Consider the following 16652-nt stretch of genomic DNA (forward strand, 5'->3'; position numbering starts at 1 on the left):
CAAAGCACTTTTGCAGCGTTACGATATTATCAGAATGATCGGTAAAGGGGGTATGGGAGAGGTTTATTTAGCCTATGATCCCGTATGCTCTCGTAAGGTTGCTCTTAAGAGGATCCGTGAGGATCTTTCTGACAATGAATTATTGAAAAAGCGTTTTCTTAGAGAAGCTAAGATTGCTGCTGATCTTGTTCATCCTGGGGTTGTTCCTGTTTTTGCGATTTGTAGTGACAGTGATCCTGTTTATTATACAATGCCTTATATAGAGGGGTACACTCTTAAAAGTTTGCTAAAAAGTGTATGGCAATGCGATTCCATTCCTAAGGATCTTGCTGAGCAAACATCAGTAGGAACCTTCCTTTCTATCTTTCATAAGATTTGTTCTACTGTAGAATATGTACATTCTCGTGGAATTCTTCATCGAGATCTTAAGCCTGATAATATTTTGCTCGGACTTTTTAGTGAGGTAGTTATCTTAGATTGGGGAGCTGCATTATCTAAAGAAATGGAGGAAGATTTCCTTTTAGATATTGATATTCCTATTGCGGGATCATTATTTTCCAGCATGACTATTCCAGGTAAGATTGTAGGCACTCCTGATTACATGGCTCCTGAACGTTTGCGAGGTACTCCAGCTTCAGAAAGTACAGACATTTATGCTTTAGGAGTGATTCTCTATCAAATGCTGACATTATCTTTTCCTTATCGAAAGAAAAAGGGTCAGAAAATCAGTCTTCGTCATCAAATTAGTTTTCCTGAAGAAATTGCTCCTCATAGAGAGATTCCTCCTTTTCTTTCTCAAGTGGTCATGAGAGCTTTAGCAGCAGATCCTAAAGTGCGTTATCGTTCTGTAAGTGCTTTGAAAGCAGATATAGAACAACATCTACAAGGAAGTCCCGAATGGACTCCTAAGATTGTTTTACATACTCAAGATACAGAATGTTGGAAGTTTCATGAACCTATTTTATTATCTAAGTATTTCCCAATGCTGGAGGTATCGCCAGCTTTATGGTATAGCCTAGCAATTTCCAAGATAGAAAGTTTTTCTGAAGTTCGTCTGGAATATACCTTATTACGGAAGGGATTAGAAGAAGGCTTTGGAATTTTACTTCCTCCTTCTGAAGATGTGGATCACGGAGATTTCTATCATGGTTATGGTTTTTGGCTACACATTAAGGAAAATGTATTGTCTGTATCCTTAGTGAAAAATGGCTTAGAGATACAAAAAACTTCCCGAAATATAGATGAAAATAAAGACAAGTTTTTCATAGCTTTTGAAAAACAAAATCACCGTTTATCATTGATTATCGATAATATCGTGTGGATGATTCATATGGATTATCTTCCCGCTCGGGGAGGACGTATTGGGGTAATCATTCAGGATGTTGCTGATGTTTGTGGAAATATTGTTGTTTTAGAAAGTAGTGGATCTTTACAAGTCAGTTGTTTAGCAGTTCCTGATGCCTTTCTTAATGAAAAGTTGTATGATCGTGCAATTACATTTTATCGTAGGATTGTTGAATCTTTCCCAGGACGTAAGGAAGGGTATGAAGCACAATTTCGTATAGGAATTGCTCTATTAGAAAAAGCCTCTGAAAGTAATGATGCTGGGGGATTTACTCAAGCCCTTGAAGAGTTCTCCACTTTACACAATAGCGTTGCAGCTCCTTTAGAGTATCTCGGTAAAGCTTTAATATATCAAAGATTAGGAGAGTATAACGAAGAAGTTAAAAGCTTATTATTAGCTTTAAAGCGCTATTGTCAACGTCCAGAAATCTCTCGTGTTCGCGATCATGTTGTCTATCGTTTGCATGAAGCATTATATAGCCATCATCGCATCTCTTTAGTCTTTATGCTTCTTGCTCTTCATGTCGCCCCCGAATCTATAAATTCTTCTGAGGAAGAGCATTTCCTTCAAAATTTACATGGGAAAATTCAAGATACTCTATTTTGTAACTTAGACATTTCTCTTATAGATTTCCGTTCTTCTAAAATGGAATTGCTATTGAGTTATTGGTCAGGATTTACGGCATTTCTTCCAGGGTTATTTCAAAGATCCTGGGATTTAAAAGATTATCGTGCCCTTGCAGATATTTTTTATACAGCTGCAGATTTAGGGAATAAAGAATTTATTGAGGTATACTCAGAAATTTTACGTGAGAATATTCAAGAAACGATATTCACTGAAGAAATCGTAGAAATTCTCCCTGATCAGCTTCTACATTTCCTTTCAGGATTAAAGATTATCTCTCTCCAGGAATCTACAGAAAAGGTCTTTGACCGTATTGAAAATTTAGATCCTGTTTTGATTTTGTATTTGTTTGATTTATTTGCTAAAGACGCTTTGGTCCGTGGTAGAGGTGAAGAGATTCTCAAGGCTATTACATTAGTAGAAAAGTATATTTCCCCTCAACAGCGTTACGAATATCTTTTATCTTATGAAGTGCTTGCTTATTTGTGGATGAAAGATGGGAGTAAAGTTTACGATCTATTATCTAATTACGATGAATCTTTGTGGATAGACGATAATAGCCTTGCCTTTGTTCTTTATGGTTACTGGTTAGCACTTGTTGAGGATAGTTCCTTAGCTTATTTACATCTTTCAGGATGTCGAGAAGATTCTGTATTTCCACGAACCTTAATTGGAGTATTTTGTAGTCCATTAGGTATTTGTGAAGAGCAGCTGAGTTATCAAGAACGTCGGCAACTACTTTTACAGAAATTTATCTTTTTCCATTGTTTAGGAAATAGTGAAGAACGTGACAATTGTCGTATTGCTTATGATCTCCTCTCTATAGAGCGTCCTTTATAATTCACACATATATGTTTTTAATACCGACTTTTTAGAAGTCACCATATCTTTAGGCTGTCCTGAAAAGAGCACCTTTCCTCCATGTTTCCCAGATCCCGGTCCAAGTTCTATAATATAATCGGTATGTTTTAACAACCGTATGTCGTGGTCAACATAGATAATAGAATGTCCTTGGGATATTAGCGTGCGAAATAGCTTTTGCAGTTGGCATTTCTTATTTATGTCCAAGGAAGTGGCTATTTCATCTAGGAGAAATAGCGTGGGTTCTTTAGGAGGTAGATGGAGGAACCGAGCAATTTTTACAGAGATTTTTTCACTTAACGATAGAGAAGAGAGATTTTGACCTAATGGAAGATAGCCAAGTCCAGAATGTATCAGAGCTTGTAGAGGTGCTTGGATTTTTTGAAGAAAAGGAAAGATAGTAAGGATCTGTTCAATAGGAGTTTGTAAGAGCTTCCCAAAGTGTTTCCCTTCATAAACAACTTCTTGAGATAGAGGTTGAATACGGTATCCGGAACATGTAGGACATATGCGTTTTTCTAAAGCGTAAAAAGCTCTATCTATTAGGTGATATCCTAAGCCTAGGCAATCTGAACATTGTCCCTGTTTTGTATTTGTGCTAAGCATGCTTGCTGTAATATTCAAGGCCTTTGCTTGTGTGAGTGAGGCGTAAAAGTTTCTCAGGCACGGAGCAATATCAAAATATGTACTGATATCTGATCTTTGTGAAGAAGATAGAGGATGAGAATCTAAGAACACTACATTTAAGAAGTGTTCATATCCAGCATCTATAAATTTTTGTGCCTGTTTATAAAAACCTTCGGTTAATAGTGAAGTTTTCCCAGATCCCGATACTCCAGCAATAGCCACAAGACTATGAAGAGGAGCTTGTACATGAAGATTAGAAATATTGTGAATCGTGAGATGCACATCTAAAGTTTCTTTAAAGAGAACTTCTTTATGATCAGAATCTTCTATAGATGACGGTGGTTGAGCTGTTAGATAGCCTCCTTGAGGTCCTGATCCTGGGCCTAAATCTATAGTATGATCTGCGTAAAATTTTAATAGATTATTACGGTCTGTGGCAATAACAGTGTTATTGTTAGCGACGAGTTCTTTAAGCAATTTTATTAATGTTGGAATATCTTGAGGATGTAGTCCTGATAGGGGATCTTCAAGAAGATAAACAATATCTGTAAGATTTGTGGAGATTTTCTTTGCTAGGTGCAGGCGGTAATGTTCACCATCACTTAAAGTATCTTGTTGTTGCCCTAAAGTAATATAACTCAATCCCACCTTATCAATGAATGCTAAGCGGTTTTGTAGATCTTGAATGATAGGTTGTGCTTGATCATCATGGATAGTCGTTAAAAGATCTTTGAGGAAGCTAGTATCTTCTTGGTAGATATCTATGAGAGACGTTTTACCTATACGTACATGTTGCGCATAGGTATGAATTCCCCATCCTGAGCATGCTGAGCATGTGTCGGATATAATTAGAGGATGTAAAAGAGGACATGAGGGAACAAGATTAAATTGTTCCATGAGAATTCTTTCTAGTCCCGCATGCTTTTGAGTTCCTTGAAATAATTTTTCCTGAGTAGGGATGTTAAGATCTTGGATTTGTGTAGATGAGGAAATTTTCAGTTCTTTGATGAGATCAACCACACGTTTTGGAGAACTATCGGGGAAAAATAGCCTAAAGAGATCTGTAGGAGAGTAGTTAAGAATTTTATCTTTATGCTTCATTAAAGAGAGTTTTAAGACATTTCCTGATCCACAACATTGCTGGCATTGTCCTTCAATATGTTCTCGGGATAAGAGTTTGCGTGTGATATTTGGATAACTGTTTCCTAAGGAATCTTGCCAACCTAGAGTGTAAGATAGAGAGTCTTTTATTTTCCCTTGATCATGAATATGTAATCGTATTGTTGGCGATAATGAAAAAGCTAACGTTAATGAGGATAACAAAGAGGATTCATGATTTTTGGAAATTTTTGTATGTTGAATAACGATTGCCGGATCTTCTAAAATTTCTGGAAGACGTTCTTCAAGATCATAAATCTCATTATTAGCAAAGAGCTTTAAATACCCCTCTTTTTTCTTCATGTCCAAAGCGATGAACAGGTCTTCTTCAGGAGATATAGGTGCCGTTATTGTTGCGTAAGAATTTTCATACTTTTGGAAAAGTTTATCTACAATTGTTTGTGGAGTGATTTTTTCAAGGAGCTTACCTGTTAATGGGCAATGAGGTTTTCCTAGGAGAGCAAAGAGTTTTTCAAGACCATTGGTAATGTCTAAAGATGACGCTAACGAGTGTCTTGAGTTTTTTCGTATCCCTGTTTTTTTTATTGCAACAACCGGAGATAATCCTCGAACACTTTCTACTTGTGGTAGAGGGGTTTTCTTAATAAGAGCTTGGCGAACATAATAAGGAAATAGCTCGGCATAAGCAATATTTCCTGCAGCATACAGAATATCAAAAACCAAAGAATGTTTCCCTGATGCTGAAGGCCCCGAAATTGTTGTTAGAGCATTGCGAGCAAGAGTCATGTCAATATGTTTAAGATTATGATGATAGGCATCTTGAATAGAAATATCTTTGAGAAGATGCTTATTTTGAGATTTCTCAGTTAGCTTAGGAAGAGCTTTAGTCTTTTTAAAATAGGGCTGCAGAGCTTTTGCTGTGGGTGTATTTAGGAAAATCAGTTCTTCAGGAGTGCATGAGGCTAAAAGATATCCTCCGAGATTTCCGCCTTCAGGACCGAGTTCAATAACATAGTCAGCGATCTTCACAATATGCATATTGTGTTCTATGATTACTACAGTATGTCCTTGTTGGGTGAGAGATTGGAGAACATGGATAAGAGCATGGATGTCATGAGTATGTAATCCTGTTGTCGGCTCATCAAGAATATAAAGTGTAGATTTTTTAGAAGGAGCAAGTAGCTCATAGGTAATTTTTAATCTTTGGATTTCTCCTCCTGATAGGCTTGATAAAGGTCTTCCTAAGGGGAGATGATCAAGACCTAAGGAGCATAAGGCATGAATTTTTTCATGAATATGAGGAGTGGACATGAAAAATTTTTCAGCTTCATATGCTGTCATTTCTAAAATATCAGCGATATTCTTTCCTTGATAATGCACTTCTAAGATTTGAGATTGAAATCGTTTTCCATGACAGAGCGGACAGGGAATTTGGGTATGATCATCAAGGACTATAGATCCTATACCTTGACATTCTGTACAAGCTCCTAAAGAAAGATTAAAACTAAAATGGCCTTTTGTTAATCCCAAGCGTTTACTTTTAGGTTGCTGGGAAAATAATTCTCGAAGCTCGTCAAAAGCTTTAATGTACGTTAGAGGAATAGAGCGTTGTGAACGACCTGGAAGATCGCGAGTAATATGTACAATACGTTCTACGATGCCTCCTTCTATATATAAATGGGAGTCTATATCTCCTTGAATAAAGCGTTCCATAGAAGGAACTAGTGTATCATTGATTAAAGAAGATTTTCCTGATCCAGAAACTCCCGTTACTGCCGTTATTCTCTCTAGAGGTAGGGTGATAGTGACATTTTTTAAATTATTTATCGTGGCATGAGAAAGTGTAAGTGTGGCTTTTGATTTAGGACGTCTTATAGGGATGTCTATAGTAAGTTCATGTCGCAGATAGTTTGCTGTTAATGAATCACCGGTTTTTAAAAAATCTTGAGGTGATCCGTTAAATAGTACCTCGCCTCCGAAGATCCCTGCTCGTGGACCAATATCGATAATGCGATCAACAAAAGAGATCATCTGCTCATCATGCTCAACAAGAAGAATGGTATTTCCCTGATCGCGTAATTTTTGAATTACTTGAATCAGTTTATGTGTATCGCGAGGATGTAGTCCTATGGATGGCTCATCGAGAATATAGGTAATTCCTGATAGCTCAGCTCCTAAATGCTTAGCCAAAGCAGTGCGTTCTTGCTCTCCTCCTGATAATGTTGCTAGTGTTCTTTCTGGAGTAAGGTAGGAAAGTCCTAAGTTGATCAATGTTGAAAGGCGGCTATTTAGACCATCTAGTACTTCACGAACGGAATTTGATGTAGTTTTTATAGAAGATGTAAAAGAAAAAAATTCATCGAGAGGCATTTTCTGAAATTCTACGAAAGTCTTTCCTTGCCATGTGGCTGCACAGGCGTATTCTCCGATTCCAGTTCCTTGACATGTAGGACATAGTGTTGCTGTTGTCCCTTCAGGAATATATTTGGAGGGTTTTGCTCCATAACGGACTTTCTCTCCAATATCATTAAGAATGCCTCTCCAAAGTTTATGTGATAGGGATTTCTTTCCTAATGCGGGATCAAAAAGACGAACAGGAAGAATAAGATGCTTTTGACCATAGAGGAAAACATTTTGGATAGAGCCCGGAAGATCCTTCCATGGAGTATCTAAACTAAAATCTAAAGTGTCCGCGAGAGATTGATAAAGAGCATGGTAGAAATAGGTAGAGCAATTTCCTGCTAATTTACAACAATTTTCCCGAATAGATAAGTCATTTTGAATGAGAGAGGGGTCTGTAATGGTGATATAAATTCCTGATCCCTGGCACTTCATGCAACGATCTTCGAGATTATGAGGAGAAAATAACTGTGGTGTTAATGGTGTATATGTCTGTTGGGTTTCAGGAATGTGTACCTGCGTCGAAAAGGTTTCTTCATATGTTTCGGTATTTATAGAACAATGCCCTTGCCCTAGATCAAGAGCCGAAAATAAACTAACTTTCATTCGGGCATTGTTACTTTCATTTTTAATGAAAGAGTCAATAACAATAGCTACGGGGGTATCTTCAGTAAGAGGAGAAGATAGAAAGGGATAAATAGAAGAAATGACATTATTTATACGGATTTTTGTATACCCCTGCCTCACACATTCTTGAATAGAATTTATACTTTTATCTATCAGAGGAGTGAGAATTGTTACCTGTGTTCCATCAGGGATATTGGCAAGTGTGGCGAGAATCTTTTCCTTGCTTTGTAAGTGAAGGACTTGTTTTGTATGAGGATCTCTAGCCTCTCCATTCAGGGAGAATAATAAAGCAAGATGTTGGGAGAGTTCTGTGGTGCTTCCGACAGTGGCGTGTGCATGATAAGCAAAGTGATTTTGCTTAACAGCAATGGTCGGGGATAGTCCTTGAATCTGTTCCACAGTGGGATCGGGTAGAGAAGATAATGTCGTAGCGAAAAATGATGGTAGGGTGGCTATGTATCGTTTTCTTCCTGCTGCATAAACCGTGTCAAAAGCTAATGAAGATTTCCCAGATCCTGATACTCCAGTAAGTAAGACAATCTCTCCGGGAAGGAATTCTATAGAGATATTTTTTAGATTTCTAACTGTGATACCAGAAATACAAACAGGTAGGCTGGGCATAAATCTCACAATAATTTAGGAAAGAAGAAGAGATATTCTACATGGGTGACTATAACTACGTAGGGAACTAGTTTGATTTACTTTTAACTTTATAGAAAGAAAAAAAAGCAAACTACTCATTTTCGAAGATTAAGAGATAAGTATAAGCTATATTTTTCCATAAAATAGTATAATGTTAAGTATTTCAACATACAAATTAAGATAAGATCATGTATCTTATCTTGTGTAGCGAAGCGTGTCAGATATTTCCTAAGTATCTTTTAAATTATTTTTGTACTAAGAGATCCATGTTAGCTATAAGGTAAATAAGTTTTCGATTGGTTTGAGAAATTAGGGAAATATGATCGCAAGAACGAAAATCATTTGTACTATAGGTCCAGCAACAAATACTCCAGAAATGCTAGAAAAGCTTTTAGATGCGGGTATGAATGTTGCCAGGTTAAATTTTAGTCATGGTACTCATGAAAGTCATGGTGAGACAATTCGTCTTCTTAAGGAATTGCGGGAGAGGAAAGGTGCTCCTTTGGCGATTATGTTGGACACCAAAGGTCCAGAAATTCGTTTGGGAAAGATTTCCACACCAATTAAGGTGTCTCGGGGTCAAAAAATTACCTTGGTAGGAAAAGAAGTTGAAGGATCTGCCGAAGATGGAATTACCTTACATCCTCAATGTGTTTTTCCTTATGTACGTGAAGGTGCTGATGTTTTAATAGATGATGGATATATTCAAGCTGTTGTGACGTCTGTTGGTGATGATCAATTAGAATTAGAGTTTATTAATTCTGGAGAATTGAAGTCGCACAAGTCTTTGAGTATAAGGGAAATTGATCTAGCTCTTCCTTTTATGACTGAAAAGGATATCCATGATCTCAAATTTGGGGTTGCACAAGGTGTTGATGTTATTGCTGCATCTTTTGTTCGTTATGCTGAGGATATCGAAAGTATGCGCAAATGCTTAGCAGATGCTGGATGCTCGAATATGCCAATTATTGCTAAGATAGAAAATCGTTTGGGGGTAGAGAATTTCTCCCAGATTGCTAAAGTTTCGGATGGGATTATGATTGCTCGTGGAGATTTGGGAATCGAGCTTTCTGTTGTTGAGGTTCCTAGTTTACAGAAGTTTATGGCAAAGGTATCTCGTGAAACAGGGCGTTTTTGCATTACTGCTACGCAAATGTTAGAATCAATGATTCGTAATGTTTTACCCACACGTGCTGAAGTTTCTGATATTGCCAATGCGATTTATGATGGTACCTCCGCAGTAATGCTATCGGGGGAAACAGCTTCGGGAAGTTATCCTGTGGCAGCTGTAAAAATTATGCGTTCTGTAATTCAAGAGACAGAAAAAAATCTTAATTATATGTCTTTCCTAGAGCTTAATGATAGTGAATGTGCGGTTAAGGTATCTCCTTATCTTCAGTCTATAGGTCTATCAGGAATTCAAATTGCTGAGAAAGCTAATGCTAAAGCCATTATCGTTTATACAGAATCAGGAGGATCACCGATTTTCCTTTCTAAGTATCGTCCACGTTTTCCGATTATCGCTGTCACACCAAACTTATCTGTGTATTACAGACTCGCTTTAGAGTGGGGAGTATATCCTATGCTTACGGAAGAGTCTGACCGTACAGTATGGAGACATCAAGCTTGTGTTTATGGAATCGAACGAGGAATTTTATCGAATTACGATAAGATTTTAGTTTTGAGTCGTGGTGCCCAAATGAAGGATACCAACAATCTTACATTGACAACGGTAAATGATATCATCGCAGCATCAGCTAAATAAGCTGATGCTCTTTATGCAACTACAAAGCGATTTCTTGCTTTAAAACATCCGGCAGATAGTGAGGCTGTCACAAGAGCTATCACTAGTAATATCGGGGTCAGAATATACTTGCTGATTCCCCATAGAGTATCAGGAATATGAATAGTCCCAGCGCATATTAATGAAAAAACAACAATAGCTGCTATTGCCAGTATTGCAAATGCTAATGCTGAAATCAAGGCAAGACCACGTTTGTTGTTCTGAGAGTCTTGACAAAAGCAAACACAGTTAAGAGTACATTCAAATGTAGATCCTAAACACCCCGTTAAGCACATAAAATTCTTCTAATCTAAAAAATACAAAGAATATCTTCTCTTAAATTAGGAAAAAAATCAAAAAAAAATCTTTTAAATTATATTAAGATTTTTTTGAGAATTGATTTAATGCTGTGATTAAAGAGGCTTGGGGGTGAGGTAATTTTTTTTCTAGTGCTTTGCGTGTATAAAGAACCGAAGAACCCGTTGTCTTGAAATGTTTGTGTAGATTTGAGGGGAGTCCCGCGAGATCAAAAACAGCGGGGAAGCTATTGGGAAGGATACGCAGAGCTTCAAAAGATGAGAATTCTTTTATGATATACTGAGGAAGATAGTCTATAGGTATTTTCTCATTGGAGGGGTTTTTTAAAGCTAATGTTAATAGAGCTCCTGAATAAAGATTAGCAAGATCAGTAAGAAATATCTTAGACTTTTCGAGTTCTGTATAATTAGCAATAACAAGAATATGACTATAAGCATGTCTTTTTTTCAGATTGCTGAAGAGTTTTCTTTTCCATCGCTTATGCATCCACATCCATTGTTCGGGCTTATGAGCTATACCTTTTTCTAAGAATCCCATGAGTTTATTCATAAGTGAAGAAGTGGCTTCCTTGATAGGTAAAGACTTATCAGCATAAAACTTTTTGCTAGGAACAATTTTATACCCATTTTCATGACGAAATACTGACACAGCCATTACAGGTTTTCCTGTTTTGTAGGCAAGTAGTGCCGGAGATGTTGTTGTGAAAGCTTCATTTCCAAATAGGGGATATGCGTATGAGGATATGAGTAATGCTTGATCACCGACTATACCAATAACATGTCCCTGTTGTAGAGCTTGAAGGGCCAGGTTTATTCCCTGTTTTGGAAAGATAATTTTCCCTTTAAAAGTTTCCCTTAGGGAGAAAATTTTTTTATTTAATCGGTTATTTTTTATTGGTTTTGCAAAGGCTAAGCCGGGATAATCTCGAGTAATATATAGAAAAGGAAGTTCCCAGTTTGCCTGATGACCACAAAATAAAATAATTCCTTCGTTCTCACTTAGCTTAGAAAATGTATCCTCTAATTCTTTTTGTGTAAGGACTTCATCACTACAAAATCCTTCTGGATGAGTGTCCGCAGTTGCTATAGAAATTAAATTATCTAGATTCCCAATCAATCCCTCTACTGCTAATAACTCTAAGATAGTAATCATTACATGTTGTATAGAGTGTTTGGCGATACGTTTTCTCTCTTTGAAAGGCTTATCAGGGAAAGCTAGAGCTAGATTTGTGAGTGCTGTTTTCCTATAGTCGGAGATCGTATAAAAAATGATAGTTCCTAGGGCTCTACCAAAACGACATAGCAGGGAATGGGGGATATATTTAAAAATCTTAATTAATGTTATCCCTAAATAATAAACGAAAAAATCTATGATGGATTGTTTTATGCGACGTATGTTCAACATGCTTAAGGATCTCTACTCTACATAGTATAACAAGAGATTGGGAAACAAAAAGATGCTACTTTCTTTATAGTAGATCGTATTCTTTCATGGGGCTGAATGAGTTGTTATCATCGACACTACAGTAGCTTCGATAACTCTTCCAACTCTTTTTATAATTATCCCTACTATGGACTATATAAGCTTTTAGTTGCGAATGCTTAGTAGTGGTAATTTTGAAATTACTACCATTCTTTCTTATGTAATTTCGAAGTTTCTTTGGGTTTTGAGCGAATAATCACTTTATTATGAGAAATCTCTGCAGAGAGATTTAGTGGAGATCCGTCTTTCCCAAATAAAGCAAGTTTCCTTAAATATTCTCGGAATCGATGACGTATTCCTGTCTCATCAATTAAAGCAAAATCATGGAGAATCCCATGTTCTTGAGCCATGATAGCTTGAACAAAGGTATCTTCAAGAGTCTTTTCATCTATAAATTCTACAGCCCAGTTCACAGAATTATTCCCATGTGGAGGAGCCATAACAACAGCTAGGGCAATGTTGTTTTTTACAACATCTAAGAAAAGCTTACTGACATCTTTCGCATAGAGAGGAATATCAATTTGATAGATCCCTTGATTAAGAATAATAGGATGAGAAGGCTCTAAAGTATACGCTAGAGGATTAAAGGTATTGCTATACTTTACAGGGAAGAAAAGTAAAACAGGGAGATTAAGGTTTAAGGGAATAAATTCTTGTTTTAAAAAGAGTAAACGCAAGAAATCCGCTTGAGGATCATTCAGATTTTCGTATGTATTAGTATTCCCAAAAGGTATGAGAATTTTTTTCCAATCTTCGGGAATGGGGAAGATAATCTCATCGTGATTGCCTTGAGCAATACGGTTTCTCTCCAGTTCTTCGAAAGATACCTTATTGAGATTAAAGGTTAGCTCTAATCCTTGTTCCTTAAGAGCGTTGACATATTCTTTAGGACCACTAACTTTTTGAATAAGATATTTTGGCCAAACATCTAGATATTCATAACCTTTAGGAGGGCTACCTACAGGAGTCGTAATCGTTACTGTAATATCTTCGGTAACATATTGTGTTAGACGAATAAAGATATCATCAGCAGAGACACTTTGAATATCTCTACGAATATTGGTTTCACCATCTAGACTTACAAGATTATATTTATCAATAGCAGCTATCCAGCTTTCTGTGTGTCCTGTAGCACTGATAACAACTTCTAAGTTGGTAGGACGAAGATCATGAACAGTATTTTTATTTCCTGTGATGGTTAATGAGACTTTTTTATCCAATAGGCCGTTACTTTGTAGTCCTAATACTGTTTGATCAGGATCAAGATCAATAATACGAACAGGAACATTGTTTAGCGTGCGGGTAATAGTTACCGTTTGTCCCACGAGAACCCAAATGATGACGGCAAAACCTAAAGACACCACTTTTCTCAGCCAATTACGAATGAAAAAACGAGAAAAGAAATCAATCATTTTTTCCAAATCCATGAGCTAAAAGGTTTACGTTTACGTTCTTTCAGAGCGAGGATACTTCTTAGTACTGCCTTGAATCTATCCATTTTCACTCCGCGTGTCAAAATTCCATCACGAGATAACGATACATAACCATTTTCTTCAGATACAATAATGATTAGTGCATCGGTACGTTGACTAGCTCCCAAAGCTGCACGGTGGCGAGTTCCCATAGAACGTGATAACTGTGTTGTATCCTGAGCTAAAGGAAGAACAACACGTGCATAAGCTATTGTTTCTGCTCTGAGAATGACTGCCCCATCATGGAGAGGAGAAGAAGGTTCAAAAATTGTCTCTAGGAGTTCTTCTGAAAAATCTGCATTAATTTTCACTGAAGAAAAACTTAAGAATTCATCGAAAGAATCTTTATTTTCAAGGACAACAAGTGCTCCAACTTGTCTCTCAGACATTTGATAGATGCACGAGGTAAGATGCTCAATAAATTGATCTTGTAAATCAATAACAAATTTCCTCCCATGAAACCGCACACGAGATAGAGCAAGACGTATTTCTGGTTGGAAAATAATGAAGACGACAATGGCGGCAACATTAACAACATGCAGCATCAATCGTCGGATAATAGGAAAATGAAGTTTATCTGCTAGGACAAATAGAAACAGGAAGGCCAGCAAGCCAAAGACAACGTCCATAGCTCGAGTTCCCCAAAAGAACTTCAGAAGATAATTTAACATTACCCAAATCAGAATAATTTCTAACAAGGGTGTTGTATAGTAAGTAATATCTATGGGCATAGCTTTACTAGTTTCCTAGAATAGAATACTCGAAGAAATTCTCACCTTAAAGGCAAGTGACTGCTTTCTAAAAGAAGGTAATATAATACTGTAGCATATAGAGAAAAAGGTTAACAGCAAAGTATTTTATAGTTGCAATAGTTTGTTATATACTTCACATTACAGCTTTTTTATTTGTTCTCGGATTTCTGGCGGACACATGGATACAGTGATTTTATCTAGAATACAGTTTGGTTTGTTTATCGCGTTTCATTACTTGTTTGTTCCTTTGAGTATGGGTATCAGTATGATGCTTGTTTTAATGGAGGGCTTATATCTAGTTACGAAGAAGAATATTTATAAGCAGATGACTTGGTTTTGGATTGGTGTTTTTGCTTTAACATTTGTTGTTGGCGTAGTCACTGGAATCATGCAAATTTTTTCTTTTGGATCCAATTGGTCGAGATTTTCTGAATATACCGGAAACGTTTTTGGAACACTTTTAGGCAGTGAAGGTGTTTTTGCCTTTTTCTTAGAATCAGGATTTTTAGGTGTATTGTTATTTGGACGTCATAAAGTCTCTAAGAAAATGCATTTCTTCTCTACTTGTATGGTGGCTTTAGGAGCTCATATGAGTGCTTTCTGGATTGTATGTGCCAATTCTTGGATGCAAACACCTTCGGGTTATGAGATGGCCATGCATAATGGACAGCTTGTTCCTACGATGACTTCATTTTGGCAGGTAGTTTTCTCTCCTTCAAGTATAGATCGTTATATTCACGTTGTGTTAGGAACCTGGTTATCAGGTATTTTCCTAGTGATTAGTGTGAGTGCATACTATTTGCGTAAACAACGCCATATAGAATTTGCCCGTCAGGGATTAAAATTAGGTGCAATTACTGGGATTATCGTACTTATTTTGCAACTATGGTCTGCAGATGTTACAGCACGTGGTGTTGCGAAGAATCAACCTGCGAAATTAGCGGCATTTGAAGGTTTGTTTAAAACTGAAGAATATAGCCCGATTTATTTATTCGGTTATGTTGATGTTAAGAATCAGAAGGTTATAGGACTGCCTGTTCCTGGAGGTCTTTCGTTCTTAGTACATAGAAATACTAAAACTCCTGTTGTTGGTTTAGATCAAATTCCACAAGATGAGTGGCCTAACATACAGCTAGTTTTTCAATTTTACCATTTAATGGTTATGCTTTGGGGGTTGATGGTTCTTTTGGCAATCATTACCTGGTGTGCTTATAAGAAAAGACGTTGGGCGTTAAAACCTTTTGTTTTGTCTGTACTCTCATTATCCATTCTCTGTCCTGAGGTATGTAATGAAGTGGGTTGGTTTGCTGCAGAAATGGGAAGACAACCTTGGGTAGTTTACGGTTTATTAAGAACTAGCGATGCTGTTTCTCCTATAATACGTGGAGGCCAGGTTGTTCAGACCCTGATTTTATTTAGTATAGTGTTTGTTTGTCTCTTATCTTTATTCCTCTTTCTTCTATGGAAGAAAATACAACGAGGACCTGATCAAAACGATCTTAATGAGGTGGAAGTATAATCATGGAATTTTCATTAGCTTCAATGTTACCGATAGCTTGGTATGTCATACTAGTGGTTGCAGTATTTGCTTATTCTTTAGGAGATGGTTTTGATTTGGGTTTGAGTACAATCTATTTCATGTCCCGTGCAGAGGAAGAACGACGTGTACTACTCAATTCTATAGGGCCTGTTTGGGATGGTAATGAAGTTTGGCTTATTATTATTTTTGGTGGACTTTTTGCAGGATTCCCACCAGCCTATGGTGCATTATTGTCTATCTTTTATATGCCGATATGGACATTAGTTTTACTTTATATCTTTCGAGGGTGTTCTTTAGAGTTTCGTAGTAAGGCAGAATCGGCTAAGTGGAAAGCTTTCTGGGATATTGTTTTTTGTTTATCAGGAATAGCGATTAGTTTCTTCTTAGGAGCTTTAGTAGGGAATATGATCTTAGGATTACCTATATCTCCTACGACTCCATATTCTTCTTTATCCTGGGTATTATTTTTCCGTCCTTACACACTATTATGTGGTGCTCTCGTTGTCAGTGCCTTCGCAATTCATGGCGCCACTTTTGTTTTAATGAAAACTACTGGGGAATTGCAACAACGGATTGTTAAGCGTTTCTCCTATGTCCTATCAGCATTTTTAGTTATTTATCTGCTTTTGATTGGTGCTACTCTTGCCATGATACCACAAACAAAAGGATATTCTTTCCAAGTAGGAAGTTTTGCTGGTGTTCCTACATACCCTGTATTGATATTGTTACTTGCTATGACTCTAGGAAGTTGCCTAGCAACTAAGACCTGCATATCTAGAAAACGTTATGGTTGTGCTTTTCTCTATTCTTCATTGAATTTGCTTCTGTTGATACTATCATCGGTGACTTTGATTTTCCCAAATATTCTATTTTCTACTGTAAGTCCTGAGCATAGCTACACCATTTACAATACAGCAGCAAGTACGAAAACATTACAGAGTCTTTTAGTAATTGTACTTGTAGGTTTACCATTTATTATAGCTTATGGTGTCTACATCTATCGTGTTTTTAGAGGTAAAACGGATTTTCCTTCTGTATATTAGAAAGTTTTAGAGATGAT

Annotated in this window: 9 protein-coding genes; 4 read left to right on the forward strand and 5 right to left on the reverse strand. The window is 36.9% G+C overall.

The features are described 5' to 3' along the window. The first annotated feature begins 10 nt into the window (after nucleotides 1-10). Nucleotides 11-2809: a serine/threonine-protein kinase PknD gene (gene pknD / locus O1W69_RS03285; RefSeq protein WP_375793142.1), complete on the forward strand. Its 2799-nt coding sequence runs from the start codon at nucleotides 11-13 to the stop codon at nucleotides 2807-2809. On the opposite strand, the gene uvrA is transcribed toward pknD, so the two are convergent. Next, complete coding sequence (uvrA, locus tag O1W69_RS03290) at nucleotides 2804-8224, reverse strand: excinuclease ABC subunit UvrA (RefSeq protein ID WP_375793143.1); 5421 nt, start codon at nucleotides 8222-8224, stop codon at nucleotides 2804-2806. The two genes, pknD and uvrA, sit on opposite strands and share 6 nt — an antisense overlap. Before the next feature lie 340 nt (nucleotides 8225-8564). Here uvrA and pyk point away from each other — a divergent pair, with 340 nt between their 5' ends. Continuing rightward, nucleotides 8565-10010 carry a pyruvate kinase gene (gene pyk / locus O1W69_RS03295; protein WP_375793144.1) on the forward strand — a complete coding sequence of 482 codons (1446 nt, stop codon included), beginning with the start codon at nucleotides 8565-8567 and terminating at the stop codon, nucleotides 10008-10010. A gap of 11 nt (nucleotides 10011-10021) precedes the next feature. On the opposite strand, the gene O1W69_RS03300 is transcribed toward pyk, so the two are convergent. The 4 genes from O1W69_RS03300 to cdaA all read right to left on the reverse strand — a co-directional run bounded on the left by O1W69_RS03300 (nucleotide 10022) and on the right by cdaA (nucleotide 14031). Further along, nucleotides 10022-10324 carry a hypothetical protein gene (locus tag O1W69_RS03300; RefSeq protein ID WP_375793145.1) on the reverse strand — a complete coding sequence of 101 codons (303 nt, stop codon included), beginning with the start codon at nucleotides 10322-10324 and terminating at the stop codon, nucleotides 10022-10024. An 82-nt stretch (nucleotides 10325-10406) separates the two neighbouring features. Continuing rightward, nucleotides 10407-11750 (reverse strand): lipid A biosynthesis lauroyl acyltransferase, encoded by a 1344-nt coding sequence (locus O1W69_RS03305; protein ID WP_375793146.1) that lies wholly within the window; start codon nucleotides 11748-11750, stop codon nucleotides 10407-10409. 221 nt (nucleotides 11751-11971) lie between these two features. Further along, nucleotides 11972-13255: a YbbR-like domain-containing protein gene (locus O1W69_RS03310; RefSeq protein WP_375793147.1), complete on the reverse strand. Its 1284-nt coding sequence runs from the start codon at nucleotides 13253-13255 to the stop codon at nucleotides 11972-11974. After that, nucleotides 13237-14031, reverse strand: coding sequence for a diadenylate cyclase CdaA (gene cdaA, locus O1W69_RS03315; RefSeq protein WP_375793148.1), 795 nt, complete (start codon nucleotides 14029-14031; stop codon nucleotides 13237-13239). Before cdaA ends, O1W69_RS03310 begins: the two co-directional genes overlap by 19 nt. Before the next feature lie 199 nt (nucleotides 14032-14230). Between cdaA and O1W69_RS03320 the strand changes: the two genes are divergently transcribed. Both O1W69_RS03320 and cydB read left to right on the forward strand, forming a co-directional pair. Beyond that, complete coding sequence (locus O1W69_RS03320) at nucleotides 14231-15571, forward strand: cytochrome ubiquinol oxidase subunit I (protein WP_375793149.1); 1341 nt, start codon at nucleotides 14231-14233, stop codon at nucleotides 15569-15571. A gap of 2 nt (nucleotides 15572-15573) precedes the next feature. Continuing rightward, nucleotides 15574-16635: a cytochrome d ubiquinol oxidase subunit II gene (cydB, locus tag O1W69_RS03325; protein ID WP_375793150.1), complete on the forward strand. Its 1062-nt coding sequence runs from the start codon at nucleotides 15574-15576 to the stop codon at nucleotides 16633-16635. Nucleotides 16636-16652 lie beyond the last annotated feature (17 nt).

Origin of the sequence: Chlamydia sp. 12-01, from assembly GCF_042234205.1 — a bacterium.
Taxonomy (GTDB): domain Bacteria; phylum Chlamydiota; class Chlamydiia; order Chlamydiales; family Chlamydiaceae; genus Chlamydia.

What these genes read in the sequence shown, in the direction of transcription:
- O1W69_RS03305 (WP_375793146.1), bottom strand. Translation starts at nt 11,750, where the DNA reads ATGTTGAACATACGTCGCATAAAACAATCCATCATAGATTTTTTCGTT.
- O1W69_RS03320 (WP_375793149.1), top strand. Translation starts at nt 14,231, where the DNA reads ATGGATACAGTGATTTTATCTAGAATACAGTTTGGTTTGTTTATCGCG.
- cdaA (WP_375793148.1), bottom strand. Translation starts at nt 14,031, where the DNA reads ATGCCCATAGATATTACTTACTATACAACACCCTTGTTAGAAATTATT.
- cydB (WP_375793150.1), top strand. Translation starts at nt 15,574, where the DNA reads ATGGAATTTTCATTAGCTTCAATGTTACCGATAGCTTGGTATGTCATA.
- uvrA (WP_375793143.1), bottom strand. Translation starts at nt 8,224, where the DNA reads ATGCCCAGCCTACCTGTTTGTATTTCTGGTATCACAGTTAGAAATCTA.
- O1W69_RS03310 (WP_375793147.1), bottom strand. Translation starts at nt 13,255, where the DNA reads ATGGATTTGGAAAAAATGATTGATTTCTTTTCTCGTTTTTTCATTCGT.
- O1W69_RS03300 (WP_375793145.1), bottom strand. Translation starts at nt 10,324, where the DNA reads ATGTGCTTAACGGGGTGTTTAGGATCTACATTTGAATGTACTCTTAAC.
- pyk (WP_375793144.1), top strand. Translation starts at nt 8,565, where the DNA reads ATGATCGCAAGAACGAAAATCATTTGTACTATAGGTCCAGCAACAAAT.